Genomic DNA, 15,157 nt, shown 5'->3' on the forward strand with positions numbered 1-15,157 from the left:
GAGCATCTCGTTTCCACGCCGCGCGGCGAATTACGCCGCCGCGTCGATTTCCTTGAATGTCTCGACGGCAATGCGCATGCCGTCGAGCGCTGCCGGCGCGCCGCAATAGATGGCGGCCTGCAGGATCACTTCCTTCACTTCCTCGCGCGTCAGCCCGTTCGTGAGAGCGCCGCGAATATGCAGCCGCAATTCATGCGGCCGGTTGAGCGCCAGCAGCATACCCAGATTGAGCAGGCTGCGCGAACGCCGGTCCAGTCCCGGACGGCTCCACACCTCGCCCCAGCACCATTCCGTCACCAGCTTCTGCAGCGGCGCCGTCATATCATCGGCCGCCGCCACCGAGCGGTCAACATAGGCGCCGCCAAGCACCTCCCGGCGAACCTTGAGGCCCTTCTGAAACTGTTCGGTGGAGAATTCGGGGCGAGAGCTCATGGTATTGTCCTTCTCATAGAGCGGCGGGAAATCGTCAGGGACGGGCGAGGCGCATCAGCACCCCGGCATCGGCTTGTTCGTCGAGTGACCAGACGGCGTCGATCAATGGCGCGGGGTCGAGACCGGGGCAGCCATGCTGGCAAAGCCGGCGCAGTTTCTGTTCGATCTCGGCATCGGACAGCGGGTGCGAACGGCTGCCGCGCGCCTCGGCGATCTCGACCCGGAACAGGCGGCCGTCGGTCGTCTGGGCGGACAGCCGCACCGCGCCGACCGGCATGGCCGCATCGTCGACAAGATACACCTTGGCGCGCAGGGCGATGACGTCTTCGCGGCCGACCCAGGCATCGCCGAACTGGTCGACACCCGGCAAGCCATGGAGCAAGGTGGCGGCGACGGCGTGATGGGCGCTGACCTGGGCTTCACGTCCGGAAAGGGGCGCGGGACGATCGGTACGCTGCCGCAGGAGCGGGTGCGCCACCACCTCCAGTTGTGCGATATCCGCCAGCTTGCCGCCCAGCCGCTGGCGCAACACCATTGCGGCATCGATCACCGCGTTCAACACTACCCCGCAGGGATAGGGCTTGATCATATTGGCAAGAATTTCCCAGCTTTCGCCCAGCCCATTTGTCAGGCGAGCGAAATCGGGGGACGCGGCCGTGACATGGGCAAAGCCGCGTGGACCGGCAATCGGCTCATCCGGGCCAGCCAACCCTTGCTGCGCCAGCAGCGCGGCAAAAAGGCCGCCCCGTGCCGCGCCGCCCACGCCGACGCTCTTGGCCATAGTGCCAAGCGTTTCCACCAGGCCCGACGCCTGGGACGAGGCGCTGCCGAGAGCCCAGACCAGTTGCCGCGGCACAAGACCGAGCAGTTTTCCAGCCGCAATGGCGGCGCCGAAAGCGCCGCATGTCGATGTGATATGCCAGCCACGCGCGTAATGCTCCGGCGAAACGGCGTTGCCGAGCCGGCATTCGATCTCGACGCCGAGAACGAAGGCATGCAGCAGTTCCCGGCCGGCAACCGGTCTATGCTCGGCCAGCGCGAAGAGCACGGGCGCCACGGGCGCGGTGGGGTGGATGATCGTGGGATCATGCGTGTCGTCGAAGTCAAAAACGTTGCTGGCCGCCGCATTGAGAAAGGCGGCACTCAGCATGTCGAGGCGGAGCTGGTGGCCGATGATGCCCGCTTCCGCCGGCCCCGAAAACCGCGACAGCACCTGCAGCAGATGCTGTGTGGCGATGTCGCGGCTGCCGCCCAGCGCCGTGCCGAAATAGCTGAGCAGCGCCCGCTTCGCCTCGTGCCGCGCGGGCGCGGGGATATCCTCCCAGCGCGAGGCGGCAACGAAGTCGGCCAGGCGGGCGCTGACCGTCACCGCTTCGACCCCGCGCCGGCCACTTCCACATCGGCCCATTCTTCCAGGGGCTTGATGATCGTGGTCATGTCGGCTTCGGCGCCGTTCCTCGCCTTGGCCAGGGTCAGCAACTGGTTGACCGCGCTGCCGATCATCATCGGCACGCCGAGCGACTGAGCCGCATCGAGGCACAGCTTGGTGTCCTTGGCCGAAAGTCCCAGGGCAAAGCCGAAATCGAAACTGCGCGACAGCACGAAATTGGGCAGCTTGTCCACGGTGGCGCTGTTGCGGGCACTGCCCATGTTGAAGACTTCGATCATCACGTCGGGGTCAAGACCCGCCCGCCGCCCCAGGACCAGCGCCTCGGAGGAGATTGCCAGCGCGGTCAGCGACACGAGATTGTTGATGACCTTCATCATCTGGGCATCGCCCGGTTTGGCGCCGATATAAACCGGACGACCGAGCACCTGCAGCAGTGGCAGCAGCAGATCGAAATCGTCCTTCTTGCCGGCCACCATCAGGGCCAAGGTACCCTTGTTCGCCCCGGCTACCCCGCCGCTGATCGGGCAATCCAGAGTCGCGATGCCGGCCGCGGCGAGCTTTTCGGCCAGGGCCGCCTCCGATTCCGGACCGACGGTGGACAGATCCACCACGAGCCGGAGCTTGCTGCCCTCTGCCAGCCCGGCTTCGCCAAGGGCCACGGCCAGCACGACCTGCGGCGTCGGCAATGACAGCAGCACCGTTTCCGCCCTGTTGGCCACCTCGGCCGGGGACGAGGCGATTTCCGCGCCGTGCCCGGCGAGCTTTTGCAGCGCGGCAGCGTTGGGATCATAGGCAATGACCGGATAGCCGGCTTCGAGCAGGCGCCGGGCCATGGGAAAGCCCATATTGCCGATGCCGACGAAGCCGACGGCCGGATGCTGTCCGGACCCGCTCATTCTGCGAATTCCATCAGTACGGTTTTCAGGCGCATATTGGCCTCGACGGCCTGGCGGCCCAGATCCTTGCCGAAGCCGGATTGCTTGTAGCCCCCGGTGGGCAGGATGAAGTCCCTGGTGCGCCCATAGCGGTTGATCCACACCGTGCCCGTTTCCAGCGCCCGCATGGCCCGCATGGCGCGGCCGAGATCGGCCGTATAGATGCCGGCGGCAAGGCCGTAGATGGAATCATCGGCCATGGCGATACCCTCCTCCTCGTCATCGAAATGCTGGACGGTGACGACCGGTCCGAAGATTTCCTCGCGCACTGCTGGCATGTCCGATTTCACATTCACCAGAATGGTGGGCTCATAGAAATTGCCGTCCTGAATATGCTGGATGCGATGGCCGCCTATGGCCGCCTCGGCGCCGGCATCGAAGGCCGATCGCACCTTGGCGTCGATCTGGTCGAGCTGCCGCGCCGAGATGATGGGCGAGAAGGTCGTATCGCCCTTCCAGGTCGCGCCGGGGCGGATGGCCTTGGCGATCGTGCCGACGCGATCGATCAGCTCGGCCTCGATACTGCGCTGGACGATCAGCCGGGTGCCGGTGACGCAGATTTGCCCGGCATTGCCCAGCATGGAGCGGGCGATGGACTGCGCGACCTTGTCGAGATCGGCGGCATCGCCGAAGACCAGTTGCGGGCTTTTGCCGCCCAGTTCCAGCGTCACCGGTTTGGCGCCGCTTTCGGCCGATGCCGTCATCACGGCGGCGCCCGACCGGCCCGAACCGGTGAAGGTGATCTTGCCAACCATTGGGTGGCGGCACAGGGCATCGCCGGTCACCGGGCCATTGCCCTGCACGATATTGAAGATACCGGGCGGCATGCCGGCTTCGATGGCGAGTTCAGCCATGCGCATGACCGAGAATGGCGTCATTTCCGAAGGTTTGAGCACGACGGCATTGCCGGCCGCGAGGGCGGGGCCAACCTTCCACGATACGGTGACCAGCGGCACATTCCACGGCGCAATGGCGGCGATGACGCCATAGGGTTCGGCGATGATGAGGCCGAGATGGTCGGGGCGGGTAGCCGCCACGTCGCCGCCCAGCTTGTCGGCGAATTCGGCAAAGAAGCGGATGGCTTCGGCCGTAAACGGAACGTCCCAGCCGATGGCTTCGGAGATTGGCCGCGTCGAGCCGACGGCTTCCAGCCGGGCGAGTTCTTCCTTGTTCGCTTCGATGAGATCGGCCCATCGGTACATGACCTTGGCGCGATCGCGCGGCGCGATCCGCGCCCATGCGGCTGTACGATAGGCGCGATGGGCACTGGTGACCGCGCGGTCGACATCTTCGGCGCTGCCCAAGGGGATATCGGCATAGGGCTCGCTGTCGGAGGGCCGGATGACCTGCATGCGGTCGGCGCCCGCGCCAACGACCTTGCCGTCGATGAAATGTCCTGAGGTCGTGGCAATCAGGTTGGGATCAAAATCATACATGTTCACGCTTCCATGAAATGGGTGGCCGGCGCTGGCGCCGAACCGGTGTTACGAGAGCGAAGGCGCGGCGGGATCGTGTTGCTGCGCCTCGGGGTGAGACCAGGTCGGCGCCAGCATGCGCGCCAGTATCGCGTTGAATTGCGCGGGAGCGTCGTACTGAACCCAGTGGGCCGCATGCTCGATGACCGCAAAGCGGCAATCCAGGTCGCGGGCCCGCAGGATGGCGATGCGCTCCTCCAGCACGCCCGGCCAGTCGACATCGCCGCGCCCCCAGATGGCGCCGAGGGGCACATGGGTTTCGGCAAGCGCGGCGGCTGCAGCGCCCCGCAAGGTGATCTGCCGGCTGTGAAGCCTGGTTCGTTCGGCATTGCGCGCCTGGATGGCGACGGTGTCGTCGCTAATGGTGCCGGCATCGGCGAGCATGAAGGCGGCCAGGTTATGCCGGTGCGCAGCATTCCGGTCGGCACGTTCGGGCAGATCGCGCCATTTATGCAGGGGCGGACGGGGCGTCGCCACGCCACCCAATGCAGCGCCCGCGCCGACCAGTACAAAGCGGTCGAGGCGGTGGCCCTGCAGTCCAGCCACGAGGCTGCCCACCGAACTGCCAAAGGAAAAGCCGGCCATGAGGAACCGCTGCCCGGGCAGAATCTCATCGAGCCCGCGGCTGACCGCAGCCGCCACGCTGGCGATGGTCTGCGGTTCGGACAAATCCGCCGAATCTCCATATCCCGGCATATCGGGCAAGATGACCTTGTGGGTCTGGGAGAGCGTTTCGATATTGCGCAGCCAATGCGTCCAGGAGCCGTGGCCGCCATGGAGCAGGACAAGCGGCGTCCCCTCGCCCCACACCCGCCAAACCATCGTTGCGGCGGCCGGCCCACTGGTCAGCCGGACGCAGAGCCGGTCCAGATGGTCGACAAGCTGGATGGAGTTGGGGGCATTCATGGCGGCGTCGAACTCCTTCTCTCCAGGCGGACCGCGGCCTTATGCAGGACTGCAGACTCACCAAGTCATTGTAATTATTTGATAAACAACTTCCGACTTGGCGGCGTGCCCAAGACGAAGAAGGCACGCGGGGGGATGGCAGTGTCAATAAAACTTAGCTGGGTCGCAGCATGACTAGAAATCATGCGTACAGCGATGCCCTTCCACCGCGCTGCCGGGCGCTGCCATGACTAGCGCTCATGCCGCCCCCCCGGCATCATCGCTTGTCGCCCTTCCCTTCCCTTTTGATAGTTGCCGTCAGATGGGCCAATGCCGCGAGGCGCGGTCGATCCATTGGCGGACCTCGCGCAAGATGAGCGCCGCCACTGCAAGCGATACATCGAGACCATGAGGAGGAATTTCGATGACGATAGGCAAAATGGGCCTTGCCGGGCTCCTTGCAACGACCACGCTTTCATTCGGCAGCGTCAGTGCCATGGCCCAGGATGACTGGCCCTCGCGCGACATCACCATCATCATGCCCTATGCGGCGGGCGGTGGCACGGAGCCGTTGACCCAGGCCTATATGCGCGAGATGAGCGACATTCTCGGCGCCACGCTGATCATCGACTACCGCCCCGGCGGTTCGGGCTCGATCGGCACCGGCATGGCCATCCGCGCCGATGCCGACGGCTATACGCTGGGCGTCATCTCCAACGGCACCGTGGCCATGAGCCCGCTGACCATTCCCAGCCTGCCCTGGGACGGCAACGACGACTACAGGGCCATCGTCAAGCTGGCCGAAATGCCGGGCATCCTGGCCGTGCAGGGACAGTCGGACTTCCAGACGCTGGAGGACTTCATCGACTATGCCCGCGCCAATGCTGGCAATGTCCATGCCACCACGTCCGGGCAGTTGACCCCTTCCGGGCTGACGGTCGAAACGCTCAACGAGATGGCTGGGCTCGATATCGTGGCTATTCCCACTTCGGGCGGCGGCGAGGCCATTACCCAGCTCATGGGCGGCCATGTCGATGCCAATTTCGCCTTCGGCCCCTCGATCCGCGGCCAGGTAGCATCGGGCGACGTACGGCCCATCGTGTCCTTCAGCGACACGCCCTACGATTTCTTCCCGGGCGTGCCGATGGCTTCGGACTATGGCTACGACATCGATATCGGCGTGAAATACTACATCATCGCGCCCAAGGACCTGCCGCAGGACATCGCCGACAAGCTCGTGGCGGCCTCGCAGCAGGCGGTGGCAAGCGAGCGCTTCCAGGCCTTCCTGGCCGAAGGCGGCTATGTGCCCCCAGAGCCGTTGACCCCCGAAGAGATCATCACCGAGCTGGACGGCGAAACCACCTTCTATCGGCAGATGCTCGAGGTCATCGGCCAGGAACCGCTGATCTAGGCTCCTCCCTGCCGGGCGGCGTGCACCGTCGCCCGGTTCTCCGTCCTGAAAGATACATGATGAGACAGCTCGATTTCATTCTGATGCGCGGTGGCACCAGCAAGGGGGTCTTCCTGCGCGCCAGTGATGTGCCGGAGGATCGCGGGGATCTGGCGAAGCTGCTGCTCGCTGTCATGGGCAGCCCCGACCGGCGGCAGATCGACGGGCTGGGCGGCGCTGACAAGCTGACGAGCAAGGCCGCCATCATGGGGCCACCCACCCGCGCCGATAGCGACGTGTCCTATTTGTTCGGGCAGGTCGGCATCACGGTTCCGCAGGTGGAATTCAACGTCAATTGCGGCAACCTCACCGCGGCTGCGGCCGTCTATGCCATCGAGGAAGGGCTGGTGGCGGCGCGCGACGGCACGACACGGGTCCGCATCCACAACGTCAATACCGACAAGATCATCACCGCCGACGTGCCGGTCGCCAATGGCAAGCCGCTGGTCGCCGGAAAACTGGCGATCGATGGCGTACCGGGAACGGGCGCGCCGATCGCCCTCAATTTCGGCGATGCCGCGGGCGCCATAACCGGGCAGTTGCTGCCCCTGGGCGCGCCGCAGTCCCTGCTGGCGGTACCCGAACTGGGCGAAATATCCGTTTCCGTGGTGGATTGCGCCAATCTGGTGATCTTCGTCGCGGCCGAGACGCTCGGCATGCGCGGCGCCGAGGCACCGGAGGAAGTGGATGGAAATCCCGCGCTGATCGGCAGGATCAACGCAATTCGCCGCGTTGTCGCCCATCGCCTCGGCTTCGGGGATTATTTCGACAGTCGCCCGGCGGCGGCAACGCCGTTCTGCGTCATTGTCGGCCCGCCGGCCGAATATACCAGCTTCAGCACCGGCCGGCCGGTGCCCGCCGACAACATGGACGTGGCCTGCCGGCAATTCGCTGCCGGCTCGGTAAGCCGCGCTTATGCCGCCACGGTTACCGCCTGCACCGGCGTCGCCGCCAGGCTGGACGGCAGCGTGCTGCATGCCATGCTGGCGCCATCGGCCCATGACCGGCCCAAGCTGCGCATCGGCCACCCTTCGGGCATTATCGAGGTGGAAAGCAGCGTTTCGGGCAGCCTCGGCAATCCCAGGGTCGACAAGGCGCTCATCCTGCGGACGGCACGACGGCTGGCCGAGGGCCGTACCTTCCTGCTCGACGGCACGTCCGAACCATGACCGCTCCCACGGCCAGCCAGCAAATTGCGCGCTTCAGCACCGGCTTCAGGCCACGATCGCTCAGCGACCAGGCCCTGGAGACCGTGCGCCGGGTCTGCCTCGATACGATCGGCGTTGCCATGGGCGGCATGAATGAACCCGCCACGACCCTCGCGCTGGACTATGCCTCGGGCCATGCCGGCCCGCTCACGGCAAGGTCGTGGACGAACGGCCAGAACATGCCGGTAGAACTGGCGGCCTTCGTCAATGCCATTGCCGGCCATGTGCTGGATTATGACGACGTCGTCGTGACCATGCGCGGCCATCCCAGCGTAGCGCTTCTGCCTCCGATCATGGCCCTTGCCGAGGCAGGCAATGCCAGTTTCGAAGCGCTGGCCGCCGCCTACGCAGTGGGCCTCGAAGTGGCCTGCAAGCTGGGCCGCGCCTTTGCCATCGACCACTACAAACACGGCTGGCATGCAACCTCATCCATCGGCGTGATTGCGGCCACGGCGGGCTGCAGCACGCTTGTCGGGCTCGATGAAGAACAGAGTGTCCACGCCATTGGCCTGGCAGTGGCCCAGGCCAGCGGGCTGCACGAGAATTTCGGCACCATGGCTAAATCCTTCCAGCCCGGCCATTGCGGTGCCGCGGCGATCCGCGCGGTTCTTCTGGCCCGGAGGGGCTTTACCGCCGCCGCCACGGCGCTCGATGGCCGGGCCGGCTATGCCAGGCTTTACGCCGAAGGCGCGGACCTCTCGGAGCAGCTGTCGCAGCTGGGGCATTCCCCCCTCGAAATCGAGGCCGGTGGCGTCGATATCAAGCAATATCCTATGTGCGGCGGCGCCCACCGGGCCCTCGACGGCATATTGGACCTGCGGGCCGAACACGGACTGACCCTCGACCAGGTGGCCAGCATTGTCGTTTCTGGCAGCAATGGTGGCTTCACCCCGTTGATCCACGACCGCCCGGTCACCGGGCTCACCGCCAAGTTCAGCATGCAATATGGCCTGGCCGCCGCGCTGGCGGATGGCCAGATCGCGCTGTCCAGCTTCACCGACGACATGGTGATGCGGCCGGAAATCCAGGCTTTCTTTCCCCATGTCAGCAAGGTCGAGGCGGAAGGCACGCTGTTTCCGCGCTGGGTCAATCTGGACCTCCGCCTCAAGGACGGAAGACGACTGGAAAAGCGCGTGACCGGCCTGCGCGGCAGCGCGCAGATGCCGCTGACCGACGCCGCCCTCACCGCCAAGATCATCGACTGCTGCGCCTTTTCCGACGCCGGCATCGACGGCGCACGCCTGGCTGAAACCCTGCTGTCGGCACAGCGGACGGAGGCTGTTGGCCTCCTTCTGGCGCGGGCTCTCGGGTGGCCGGCAGCCACAAACGGAGCCGAACCATGAGCCTCAAGATCATCGTGCCCGTCAAAAGGGTCATCGAAGCCAGTGTCCGCATCCGCCTCCGTTCGGATGGCGGCGGCCCCGACATGGCCAATGCCAAGATGGCGATGAACCCGTTTGACGAAATCGCCCTCGAAGAGGCCGTGCGCCTGCGCGAGCAAGGCCTGGCCGACGACGTGCTGGCTGTCAGCATCGGGCCGCAGGCTGCTCAAGAAACCTTGCGGACGGCGCTGGCGCTGGGCGCGGACCGGGCCCTGCTGGTGGAAACCGGCGCGGCGATCGAGCCGCTGGCCATCGCCAGGATCCTTGCCGCGATCATCGCCGAGGAAGGGGCGCAGCTCGTCCTCATGGGCAAGCTCTCCATCGACGAAGACAACAACCAGACCGGCCCGATGCTGGCCGGATTTCTGGGCTGGGGACAGGCCGGTTGCGCCTCCGGCATCGTTGTTTCCCACAACACTGCCCGCGTGACCTGCGAGACCGATGGGGGCCTGGAGACACTGGATGTCCCCCTGCCCGCCGTCATCACCGCCGACCTGCGCCTCAACGAGCCGCGCTATCCTTCCCTGCCCAACATCATGAAGGCCAGGAAGAAGCCGCTGGAAACGCGCGCGCTCGATGCCTTCGGCATCGACACCGCGCCCCGTCTTAAGCGCATCGAGGTGCGGGAGCCGCCGGAGCGGCAGGCCGGGCTGGTGGTGGAGACGGTCGATGACCTGATCGCGCGGCTGCGGGACGCCGATCTGATACCAGCGGGGAGCGCAGCCCAATGACCATTCTTGTTCTGGCCGATCATCGTGACGGCATGCTGGCGGGTACGGTGTCGCGCGTGGTGACTGCGGCGCAAGAAATCGGAGGCGCCATCGACATTCTGGTTGCCGGCCGCGATTGCGGGGCAATCGCCGCCGCGGCGGCCGAAATTGCAGGCGTGAACCGCGTGCTCTGCGCCGACGATCCGCGCTACGAGCATGGGCCGGCAGAGCGGATTGCCGATCTGCTGGTCAGCCTGGCGCCCGGCTATGACGTGCTGATGGCCCCGGCCGGTTCCGCGGGCAAGGCGATCATGCCGCGCGCTGCCGCCATGCTGGACGTGATGCAGGTTTCCGAAATCGTGGCGGTGCGTGGGCCGGACAGGTTCGACCGGCGCATCTATGCCGGCAATGCCATCCTGACCGTCGAGGCGCAGGACGCGCGCAAGGTGCTCACCGTGCGGGCGTCGGCCTTCGTCGATGCCGGACGCGGCCCGGCAGCGCCGGTCCAGGCCCTCGCCCCGCTCGATGGTCCGGCGCTGTCGAGCTTTGTGTCCCTTGAGGCCTCTCATAGCGACCGGCCCGACCTGACGACGGCGCGCGTGGTTGTCTCCGGCGGCCGTGCATTGCGCAGCAAGGCGGGGTTTGCCGAACTTATCCTGCCCCTTGCCGACAAGCTGGGCGCCGCGGTCGGCGCGTCCCGCGCGGCGGTGGATGCCGGTTTCGTCGGCAACGACGTTCAGGTCGGCCAGACCGGCCGGATCGTGGCGCCGGACCTCTATATCGCCTGCGGCATTTCCGGCGCCATCCAGCATCTGGCGGGAATGAAGGACAGCCGGGTCATCGTTGCCATCAACAATGACGCGCAGGCACCGATCATGCAGCTAGCCGATTTTGCCCTCGTTGCCGATATTTTCGAGGCCCTGCCGGAGCTGACACGAAAGCTGTAGCGGCTGCCCGCCCTATGGGCAGCTCCTATCCCAAGACCTTCTACAAGCATGAGGACGACGATGAACAAGGCGGCGGCAGAAACAACAGGCGCGAAAAGCGCGGCCGTCAGCAAGGGCATGCTGGACGGCGTCCGCGTCATCGAGATCGCCGACGAAAGCGCCGAATATTGCGGCCTGCTGCTCGCCGGGCTGGGCGCGGACGTGATCAAGATCGAACCGCCCGGCGGCGGCGCCACGCGGCGCATCGGCCCATTTTTGGACGATGAGCCCCATCCCGACCGGTCCCTGCATTTCTGGACCTATAATCGCGGCAAGAAGTCCGTCATCCTCGACCTGACTGCCGGGGCGGACCGGAACCGGCTGCTCCTGCTGCTCGAAGGTGCCGATGTCCTTCTCGATTCCACCAGGGGTGGCATGGCCGGCGTTCTGGGCATGACACGCGATGCGCTGCTGGCCCGGTTTCCGGGCCTCGTCCTGTCCCGGATGACGCCGTTTGGCGATACCGGGCCGTGGAAGGACTATGCCGGCTCCGACCTGGTGCATCTGGCGCTTGGCGGCGTGATGATGAATTGCGGCTACGATCCAGAGCCCGATGGTCACTACGCCCTGGCGCCGATCGCGCCGCAGGCCTGGCAGGCCTATCACATTGCCGGCGAACAACTGGCGATCGCCATCGTGGCCGCGCTGCTGGCGCGCCAGCGCGATGGCAAGGGCCAGGATGTGTCCTGCGCTATCCACGACGCGGTGTCCAAGAATACCGAGCTGGACCTGATGTATTGGGTCATGCGACGGGTGCCGCTCTATCGCCAGACCGGGCGCCATGCGCGCGAAAAGATCGATCCGGTGCCCACGATCAGCCAGACCCGCGATGGCCGGTGGTTCCTGACCTGGATCGCCGCCCGGCAGAACCAGGATGAAATCGTCGACTTCTTCGCGCGCCATGGTTTCACCGAGGGCGTGCGGGAGGCCCTGCCCCGGCCGCCGTCGAATGCGCGGCCAGTGGTAGGCGGACGCGATATTCCCGGCACCGGCGAGACCGACGAGCGCGCCGTGGCGCTGGATGCCATCATACGCGATTTCACGCGCGCCTTCACCGCCGAGGACATGCCCTGGCGGGAGGCGCAGGATGTGGGCCTGCTCTGGTCCCCCCTGCGCAAGCCGCATGAGGCCGCCGACGATCCACACTGGCTCGAGCGCCAGACCCTGGCCGATGTGGACCATCCCGAACTGGGCTGCAGCTTCCGCTATGTCACCAGCAAATGGCTGAGCAATGCCACCGCCTGGCAGATTGGCCGCCGGGCGCCCCTGCTGGGGGAGGATACGAGCGCCGTCCTCGGCGCGCCGATCGCGCCGGTGCGCGTCGAACCCTCGTTGCGCAAGGCGGAGCCACCGCGCCTGGCCGCGAACGGCAAGCCCTTTGCGCTGCAGAATATCCGTATCCTGGATTTCTCCTGGTTTCTGGCTTCGGCAGGCGGCACGCGTTTCATGGCTGGTCTTGGCGCGGAATGCCTCAAGGTGGAATGGAAGGGCAATCCGGACACGCGCTTTGCGGCCATGGCCCCGGTGGGCGGCCGCGCCGCCCGCGCCGTCGCCACCGGCCCGGTGCCGGGCGAGACCGACCCCAGCATGGGCGGACAGTTCAACAACAAGAATTCCGGCAAGCGCGGCTTCTCGCTCAATATCAAACATCCCAGGGGCCTGGATATCGCCAAGCGGCTGGTTGCCATGTCCGACGTGGTGGCCGAGGGCTTTTCCCCCGGCGTGCTCGAGCGGCTTGGTCTGGGCTATGACGTGATGCGGCAGATCAAGCCGGATATCATCTATGTGCAGCAATCGGGCATGGGCACCCGCGGCACCTATGGCCGCATGCGCACGGTCGGTCCGGTAGCAGCCGCCTTTGCCGGCGTCTCGGAAATGTCGGGCATGCCCGAGCCGGCCATGCCCACCGGCTGGGGCTACTCCTTCCTCGACTGGATGGGGGCCTATGGCTTCGCCTTGGCGACGCTGGGTGCACTCTACCATCGGGGGCGCACCGGGGAGGGCCAATGGATCGATTCCTCGCAATGCGAAAGCGGCATCTTCCTCAACGGCACGGCCATCCTGGACTGGTCGGTCAATGGACGCATTGCCCCGCGCACCGGCAACCGCTCGCCCCACAAGCTGGCGGCCCCCCATGGCGCTTTCCGCTGCGCCGGCACTGACCGCTGGCTGGCCATCGCCTGTTTTACCGAGGCCGAATGGATATCGTTGGCCAAGGTGGCCGGCCGGCAGCACTGGCTGGCCGATCCCCGCTTCGCCACGCTCGATGCACGGCTGGCCAACCAGGATGCGCTGGAGGCCGAAGTCACGGCCTGGACCCGCGGCGAGGACGCCTTTGCCCTCATGCACCGGCTGCAGGCGGCGGGTATACCGGCCGGTGTCTGCCAGACAGCGCAAGACAAGATCGAGCGCGATCCGCAACTGGCGGCTTTGGAGTGGTTGACCGAGGTCACCGGCACCAGGATAGGCCGCTGGCCGGTTGCGGAACTGCCGATGAAATTCAGCCGCAGCACCGCCCATATCGGCGGGATCACCGAGCGCGGGGCGCCCATGTATGGCGAGGACAATGTTTATGTGCTGCGCGACCTGCTGGGGTTCGACGAGGCCGATATCCGCAAGCTGGCCGAAGATGACGTGATCTAGGGGCGGGCGATCGGGTCGATCGCCCGCCACAGCTGATTAAAGCGCGGGTTCCGCGGCGGCGTTGCGGCCCGCGACCCGGCCGAAGGTGATGCACTCGGCCAGGTTGCCACCCCCCTGATAGACGAACTGGAAGACCGAGGCGATTTCGCCGGCCGTATAGAGCCGTGCAATCGGCTCATCCTGCCAATCGAGCACCTGCCGCCTGGCATTGGCCCGCAGGCCACCCTTGGTGTTGGGCCCACCCATATAGAGCGGAATGGCATAGAATGGCGCCTTGGCGACCGGCCCCAACGTGTCGGACTGGCGCTGGAAATCGGGATCGGCGCCGGCGGCGCAATAGGCGTTATAGGCGGTGACCGTGGTTGCGAGGCGCTCGGTCTCCATGCGTCCGTGATTGTCCGGGTGCTCCCGGATGCGGGCGGCCAGCTCTTCGATGGTTTGCGCCTGCAATATCCAGCCCTTTTCGAGCGCCAGGCGATTGTCGCTGCCCCACTCCACGGCGTTGTAGGAGGCGACCACGAGATTGACGACGGGCCCCGCCTCCATCAGCGTCGCATCGAAGATCATCCAGGATGGGATGCGCGGATAGGTCAGGTTGACCGTGTCGAATTGCAGGGCTTCCTTGTAGAAAAAATAGCGGCTCGGATCCTTGGTGATGCGCCGCTCCGCGGCATAGCGGCTGCCGTGATTATCGACGACGATTTCGTTCGGCTTGCCAATACCGGTAGTATTGAGGCCGACCTTGAGCCCGTTGCGCCGCTCGGGCACCGCGGCGATGACGCGGGCGGCGACGCTGCTGGCCTTGGTAAGGCCCGCCCCCGCGCGCAACGCCATTTCGATGCCGTCGCCCGTATTGGCCGATGTGCCGTAAAAGGCCCAGGCTTCCGCCCCCGGCCCGTCGAGAAAGGCCTGCCGCATGCGGCGGTTGTATTCATAGCCGCCGCAGGTCAGCACCACGCCGCGGCGGGCGCGGTAAATCACCGTATTCCCGTCGCGCTCCGCTTTCACGCCGACGACTGCGCCGGCATCGTCGAGGATCAGCGAGCGCGCACGAACCCCATAATGGATCGGGATATTGCGGGTCGCCAGACCGGTGACCATGCAGGCGTGGAATGCCTCGCCATTCTCCTGTTCGGACCTTGTATGAGACAGAGCCGGCGTATTCTTGTCGCCCCAGCCAGGGCCGACCCAACCGTCGTTGTTTCCAGAATAGGTGCTCCGCATCACCGAATATCCGGATTCGACCGCACCGGGGAAATGCCTGAAGGCGGCCGCGCCGACCTCCACCGAATTGAACTGCGGGTCCAGCCGGCGCATGAAGGCGTCATTGTCCGGCGCAAGGTCCGCCCAGAGCTGGGCATGATCATCGGCAAAATCATGGACCTCTCCGTCCAGGTGATTGCCGATGTTTTCGCCGCTGAACATGGCCATGGCATAGGCCTTGAGCGCTGCGCGGTCGCCGTCGGGGCGTGGGCTGTGATAGCCGCCGCCACTCATGCGCGAGTTGGAATAATGGGCGTCCTGTGGCTGCTTTTCGACGATCAGCACGTCTGCGCCGGCATCGTGCGCCTCGATGGCGGCGCAGCCCCCCGCGGCGCCGAATCCCACCACGATCACGTCGGCTTCATAAATGGCTCGCGTGCCCAATATCCCCTCCTCAT

12 protein-coding genes are annotated in these 15,157 nt (G+C 65.8%); 6 read left to right on the forward strand and 6 right to left on the reverse strand.

The features are described from left to right. Nucleotides 1-30: 30 nt before the first annotated feature. The 5 genes from ASD04_RS11895 to ASD04_RS11915 are packed head-to-tail and all read right to left on the reverse strand — an operon-like array spanning nucleotide 31 to nucleotide 5,138. Complete coding sequence (locus ASD04_RS11895; protein ID WP_056257023.1) at nucleotides 31-432, reverse strand: carboxymuconolactone decarboxylase family protein; 402 nt, start codon at nucleotides 430-432, stop codon at nucleotides 31-33. A gap of 34 nt (nucleotides 433-466) precedes the next feature. Further along, nucleotides 467-1,801, reverse strand: a complete 1,335-nt coding sequence (locus ASD04_RS11900) for an MmgE/PrpD family protein (RefSeq protein ID WP_244488308.1) — start codon at nucleotides 1,799-1,801, stop codon at nucleotides 467-469. Beyond that, on the reverse strand, nucleotides 1,798-2,718 hold the full coding sequence (locus tag ASD04_RS11905) for an NAD(P)-dependent oxidoreductase (protein ID WP_056257028.1): 921 nt from the start codon (nucleotides 2,716-2,718) through the stop codon (nucleotides 1,798-1,800). Before ASD04_RS11905 ends, ASD04_RS11900 begins: the two co-directional genes overlap by 4 nt. Continuing rightward, nucleotides 2,715-4,193: an aldehyde dehydrogenase family protein gene (locus ASD04_RS11910; RefSeq protein ID WP_056257031.1), complete on the reverse strand. Its 1,479-nt coding sequence runs from the start codon at nucleotides 4,191-4,193 to the stop codon at nucleotides 2,715-2,717. Before ASD04_RS11910 ends, ASD04_RS11905 begins: the two co-directional genes overlap by 4 nt. 48 nt (nucleotides 4,194-4,241) lie before the next feature. Next, the gene (locus tag ASD04_RS11915) at nucleotides 4,242-5,138 is read right to left on the reverse strand and encodes an alpha/beta hydrolase (protein ID WP_056257033.1); all 897 of its coding nucleotides are present in this window, start codon (nucleotides 5,136-5,138) and stop codon (nucleotides 4,242-4,244) included. 403 nt (nucleotides 5,139-5,541) lie between these two features. Between ASD04_RS11915 and ASD04_RS11920 the strand changes: the two genes are divergently transcribed. From ASD04_RS11920 to ASD04_RS11945, 6 genes are read left to right on the forward strand one after another with little or no spacing between them, the layout of a single operon-like run. Beyond that, complete coding sequence (locus ASD04_RS11920; RefSeq protein WP_082531169.1) at nucleotides 5,542-6,528, forward strand: tripartite tricarboxylate transporter substrate binding protein; 987 nt, start codon at nucleotides 5,542-5,544, stop codon at nucleotides 6,526-6,528. Between the two features lie 56 nt (nucleotides 6,529-6,584). After that, on the forward strand, nucleotides 6,585-7,736 hold the full coding sequence (locus tag ASD04_RS11925; RefSeq protein ID WP_056257039.1) for a PrpF domain-containing protein: 1,152 nt from the start codon (nucleotides 6,585-6,587) through the stop codon (nucleotides 7,734-7,736). Further along, nucleotides 7,733-9,118 (forward strand): MmgE/PrpD family protein, encoded by a 1,386-nt coding sequence (locus ASD04_RS11930; protein WP_056257040.1) that lies wholly within the window; start codon nucleotides 7,733-7,735, stop codon nucleotides 9,116-9,118. The genes ASD04_RS11925 and ASD04_RS11930 overlap by 4 nt, the downstream gene beginning before the upstream one ends. Further along, nucleotides 9,115-9,888: an electron transfer flavoprotein subunit beta/FixA family protein gene (locus ASD04_RS11935; RefSeq protein WP_056257043.1), complete on the forward strand. Its 774-nt coding sequence runs from the start codon at nucleotides 9,115-9,117 to the stop codon at nucleotides 9,886-9,888. The genes ASD04_RS11930 and ASD04_RS11935 overlap by 4 nt, the downstream gene beginning before the upstream one ends. Continuing rightward, complete coding sequence (locus ASD04_RS11940) at nucleotides 9,885-10,814, forward strand: FAD-binding protein (protein WP_056257046.1); 930 nt, start codon at nucleotides 9,885-9,887, stop codon at nucleotides 10,812-10,814. The genes ASD04_RS11935 and ASD04_RS11940 overlap by 4 nt, the downstream gene beginning before the upstream one ends. Before the next feature lie 60 nt (nucleotides 10,815-10,874). Further along, entirely contained in the window at nucleotides 10,875-13,496 is a 2,622-nt protein-coding gene (locus ASD04_RS11945; RefSeq protein WP_200940258.1) for a CoA transferase, read from the forward strand. 36 nt (nucleotides 13,497-13,532) lie between these two features. Here the strand turns inward: ASD04_RS11945 and ASD04_RS11950 are convergent, their stop codons facing one another. Continuing rightward, entirely contained in the window at nucleotides 13,533-15,143 is a 1,611-nt protein-coding gene (locus tag ASD04_RS11950; protein ID WP_200940259.1) for an FAD-dependent oxidoreductase, read from the reverse strand. Between the last annotated feature and the right edge of the window lie 14 nt (nucleotides 15,144-15,157).

The organism is Devosia sp. Root436 (assembly GCF_001426345.1).
In the GTDB taxonomy this organism is placed as follows: domain Bacteria; phylum Pseudomonadota; class Alphaproteobacteria; order Rhizobiales; family Devosiaceae; genus Devosia.

Excerpts from the sequence above, each read along its gene's own strand:
- ASD04_RS11895 (WP_056257023.1), bottom strand. The coding sequence starts at position 432 with ATGAGCTCTCGCCCCGAATTCTCCACCGAACAGTTTCAGAAGGGCCTC.
- ASD04_RS11905 (WP_056257028.1), bottom strand. The coding sequence starts at position 2,718 with ATGAGCGGGTCCGGACAGCATCCGGCCGTCGGCTTCGTCGGCATCGGC.
- ASD04_RS11910 (WP_056257031.1), bottom strand. The coding sequence starts at position 4,193 with ATGTATGATTTTGATCCCAACCTGATTGCCACGACCTCAGGACATTTC.
- ASD04_RS11915 (WP_056257033.1), bottom strand. The coding sequence starts at position 5,138 with ATGAATGCCCCCAACTCCATCCAGCTTGTCGACCATCTGGACCGGCTC.
- ASD04_RS11920 (WP_082531169.1), top strand. The coding sequence starts at position 5,542 with ATGACGATAGGCAAAATGGGCCTTGCCGGGCTCCTTGCAACGACCACG.
- ASD04_RS11925 (WP_056257039.1), top strand. The coding sequence starts at position 6,585 with ATGATGAGACAGCTCGATTTCATTCTGATGCGCGGTGGCACCAGCAAG.
- ASD04_RS11930 (WP_056257040.1), top strand. The coding sequence starts at position 7,733 with ATGACCGCTCCCACGGCCAGCCAGCAAATTGCGCGCTTCAGCACCGGC.
- ASD04_RS11935 (WP_056257043.1), top strand. The coding sequence starts at position 9,115 with ATGAGCCTCAAGATCATCGTGCCCGTCAAAAGGGTCATCGAAGCCAGT.
- ASD04_RS11940 (WP_056257046.1), top strand. The coding sequence starts at position 9,885 with ATGACCATTCTTGTTCTGGCCGATCATCGTGACGGCATGCTGGCGGGT.
- ASD04_RS11945 (WP_200940258.1), top strand. The coding sequence starts at position 10,875 with ATGAACAAGGCGGCGGCAGAAACAACAGGCGCGAAAAGCGCGGCCGTC.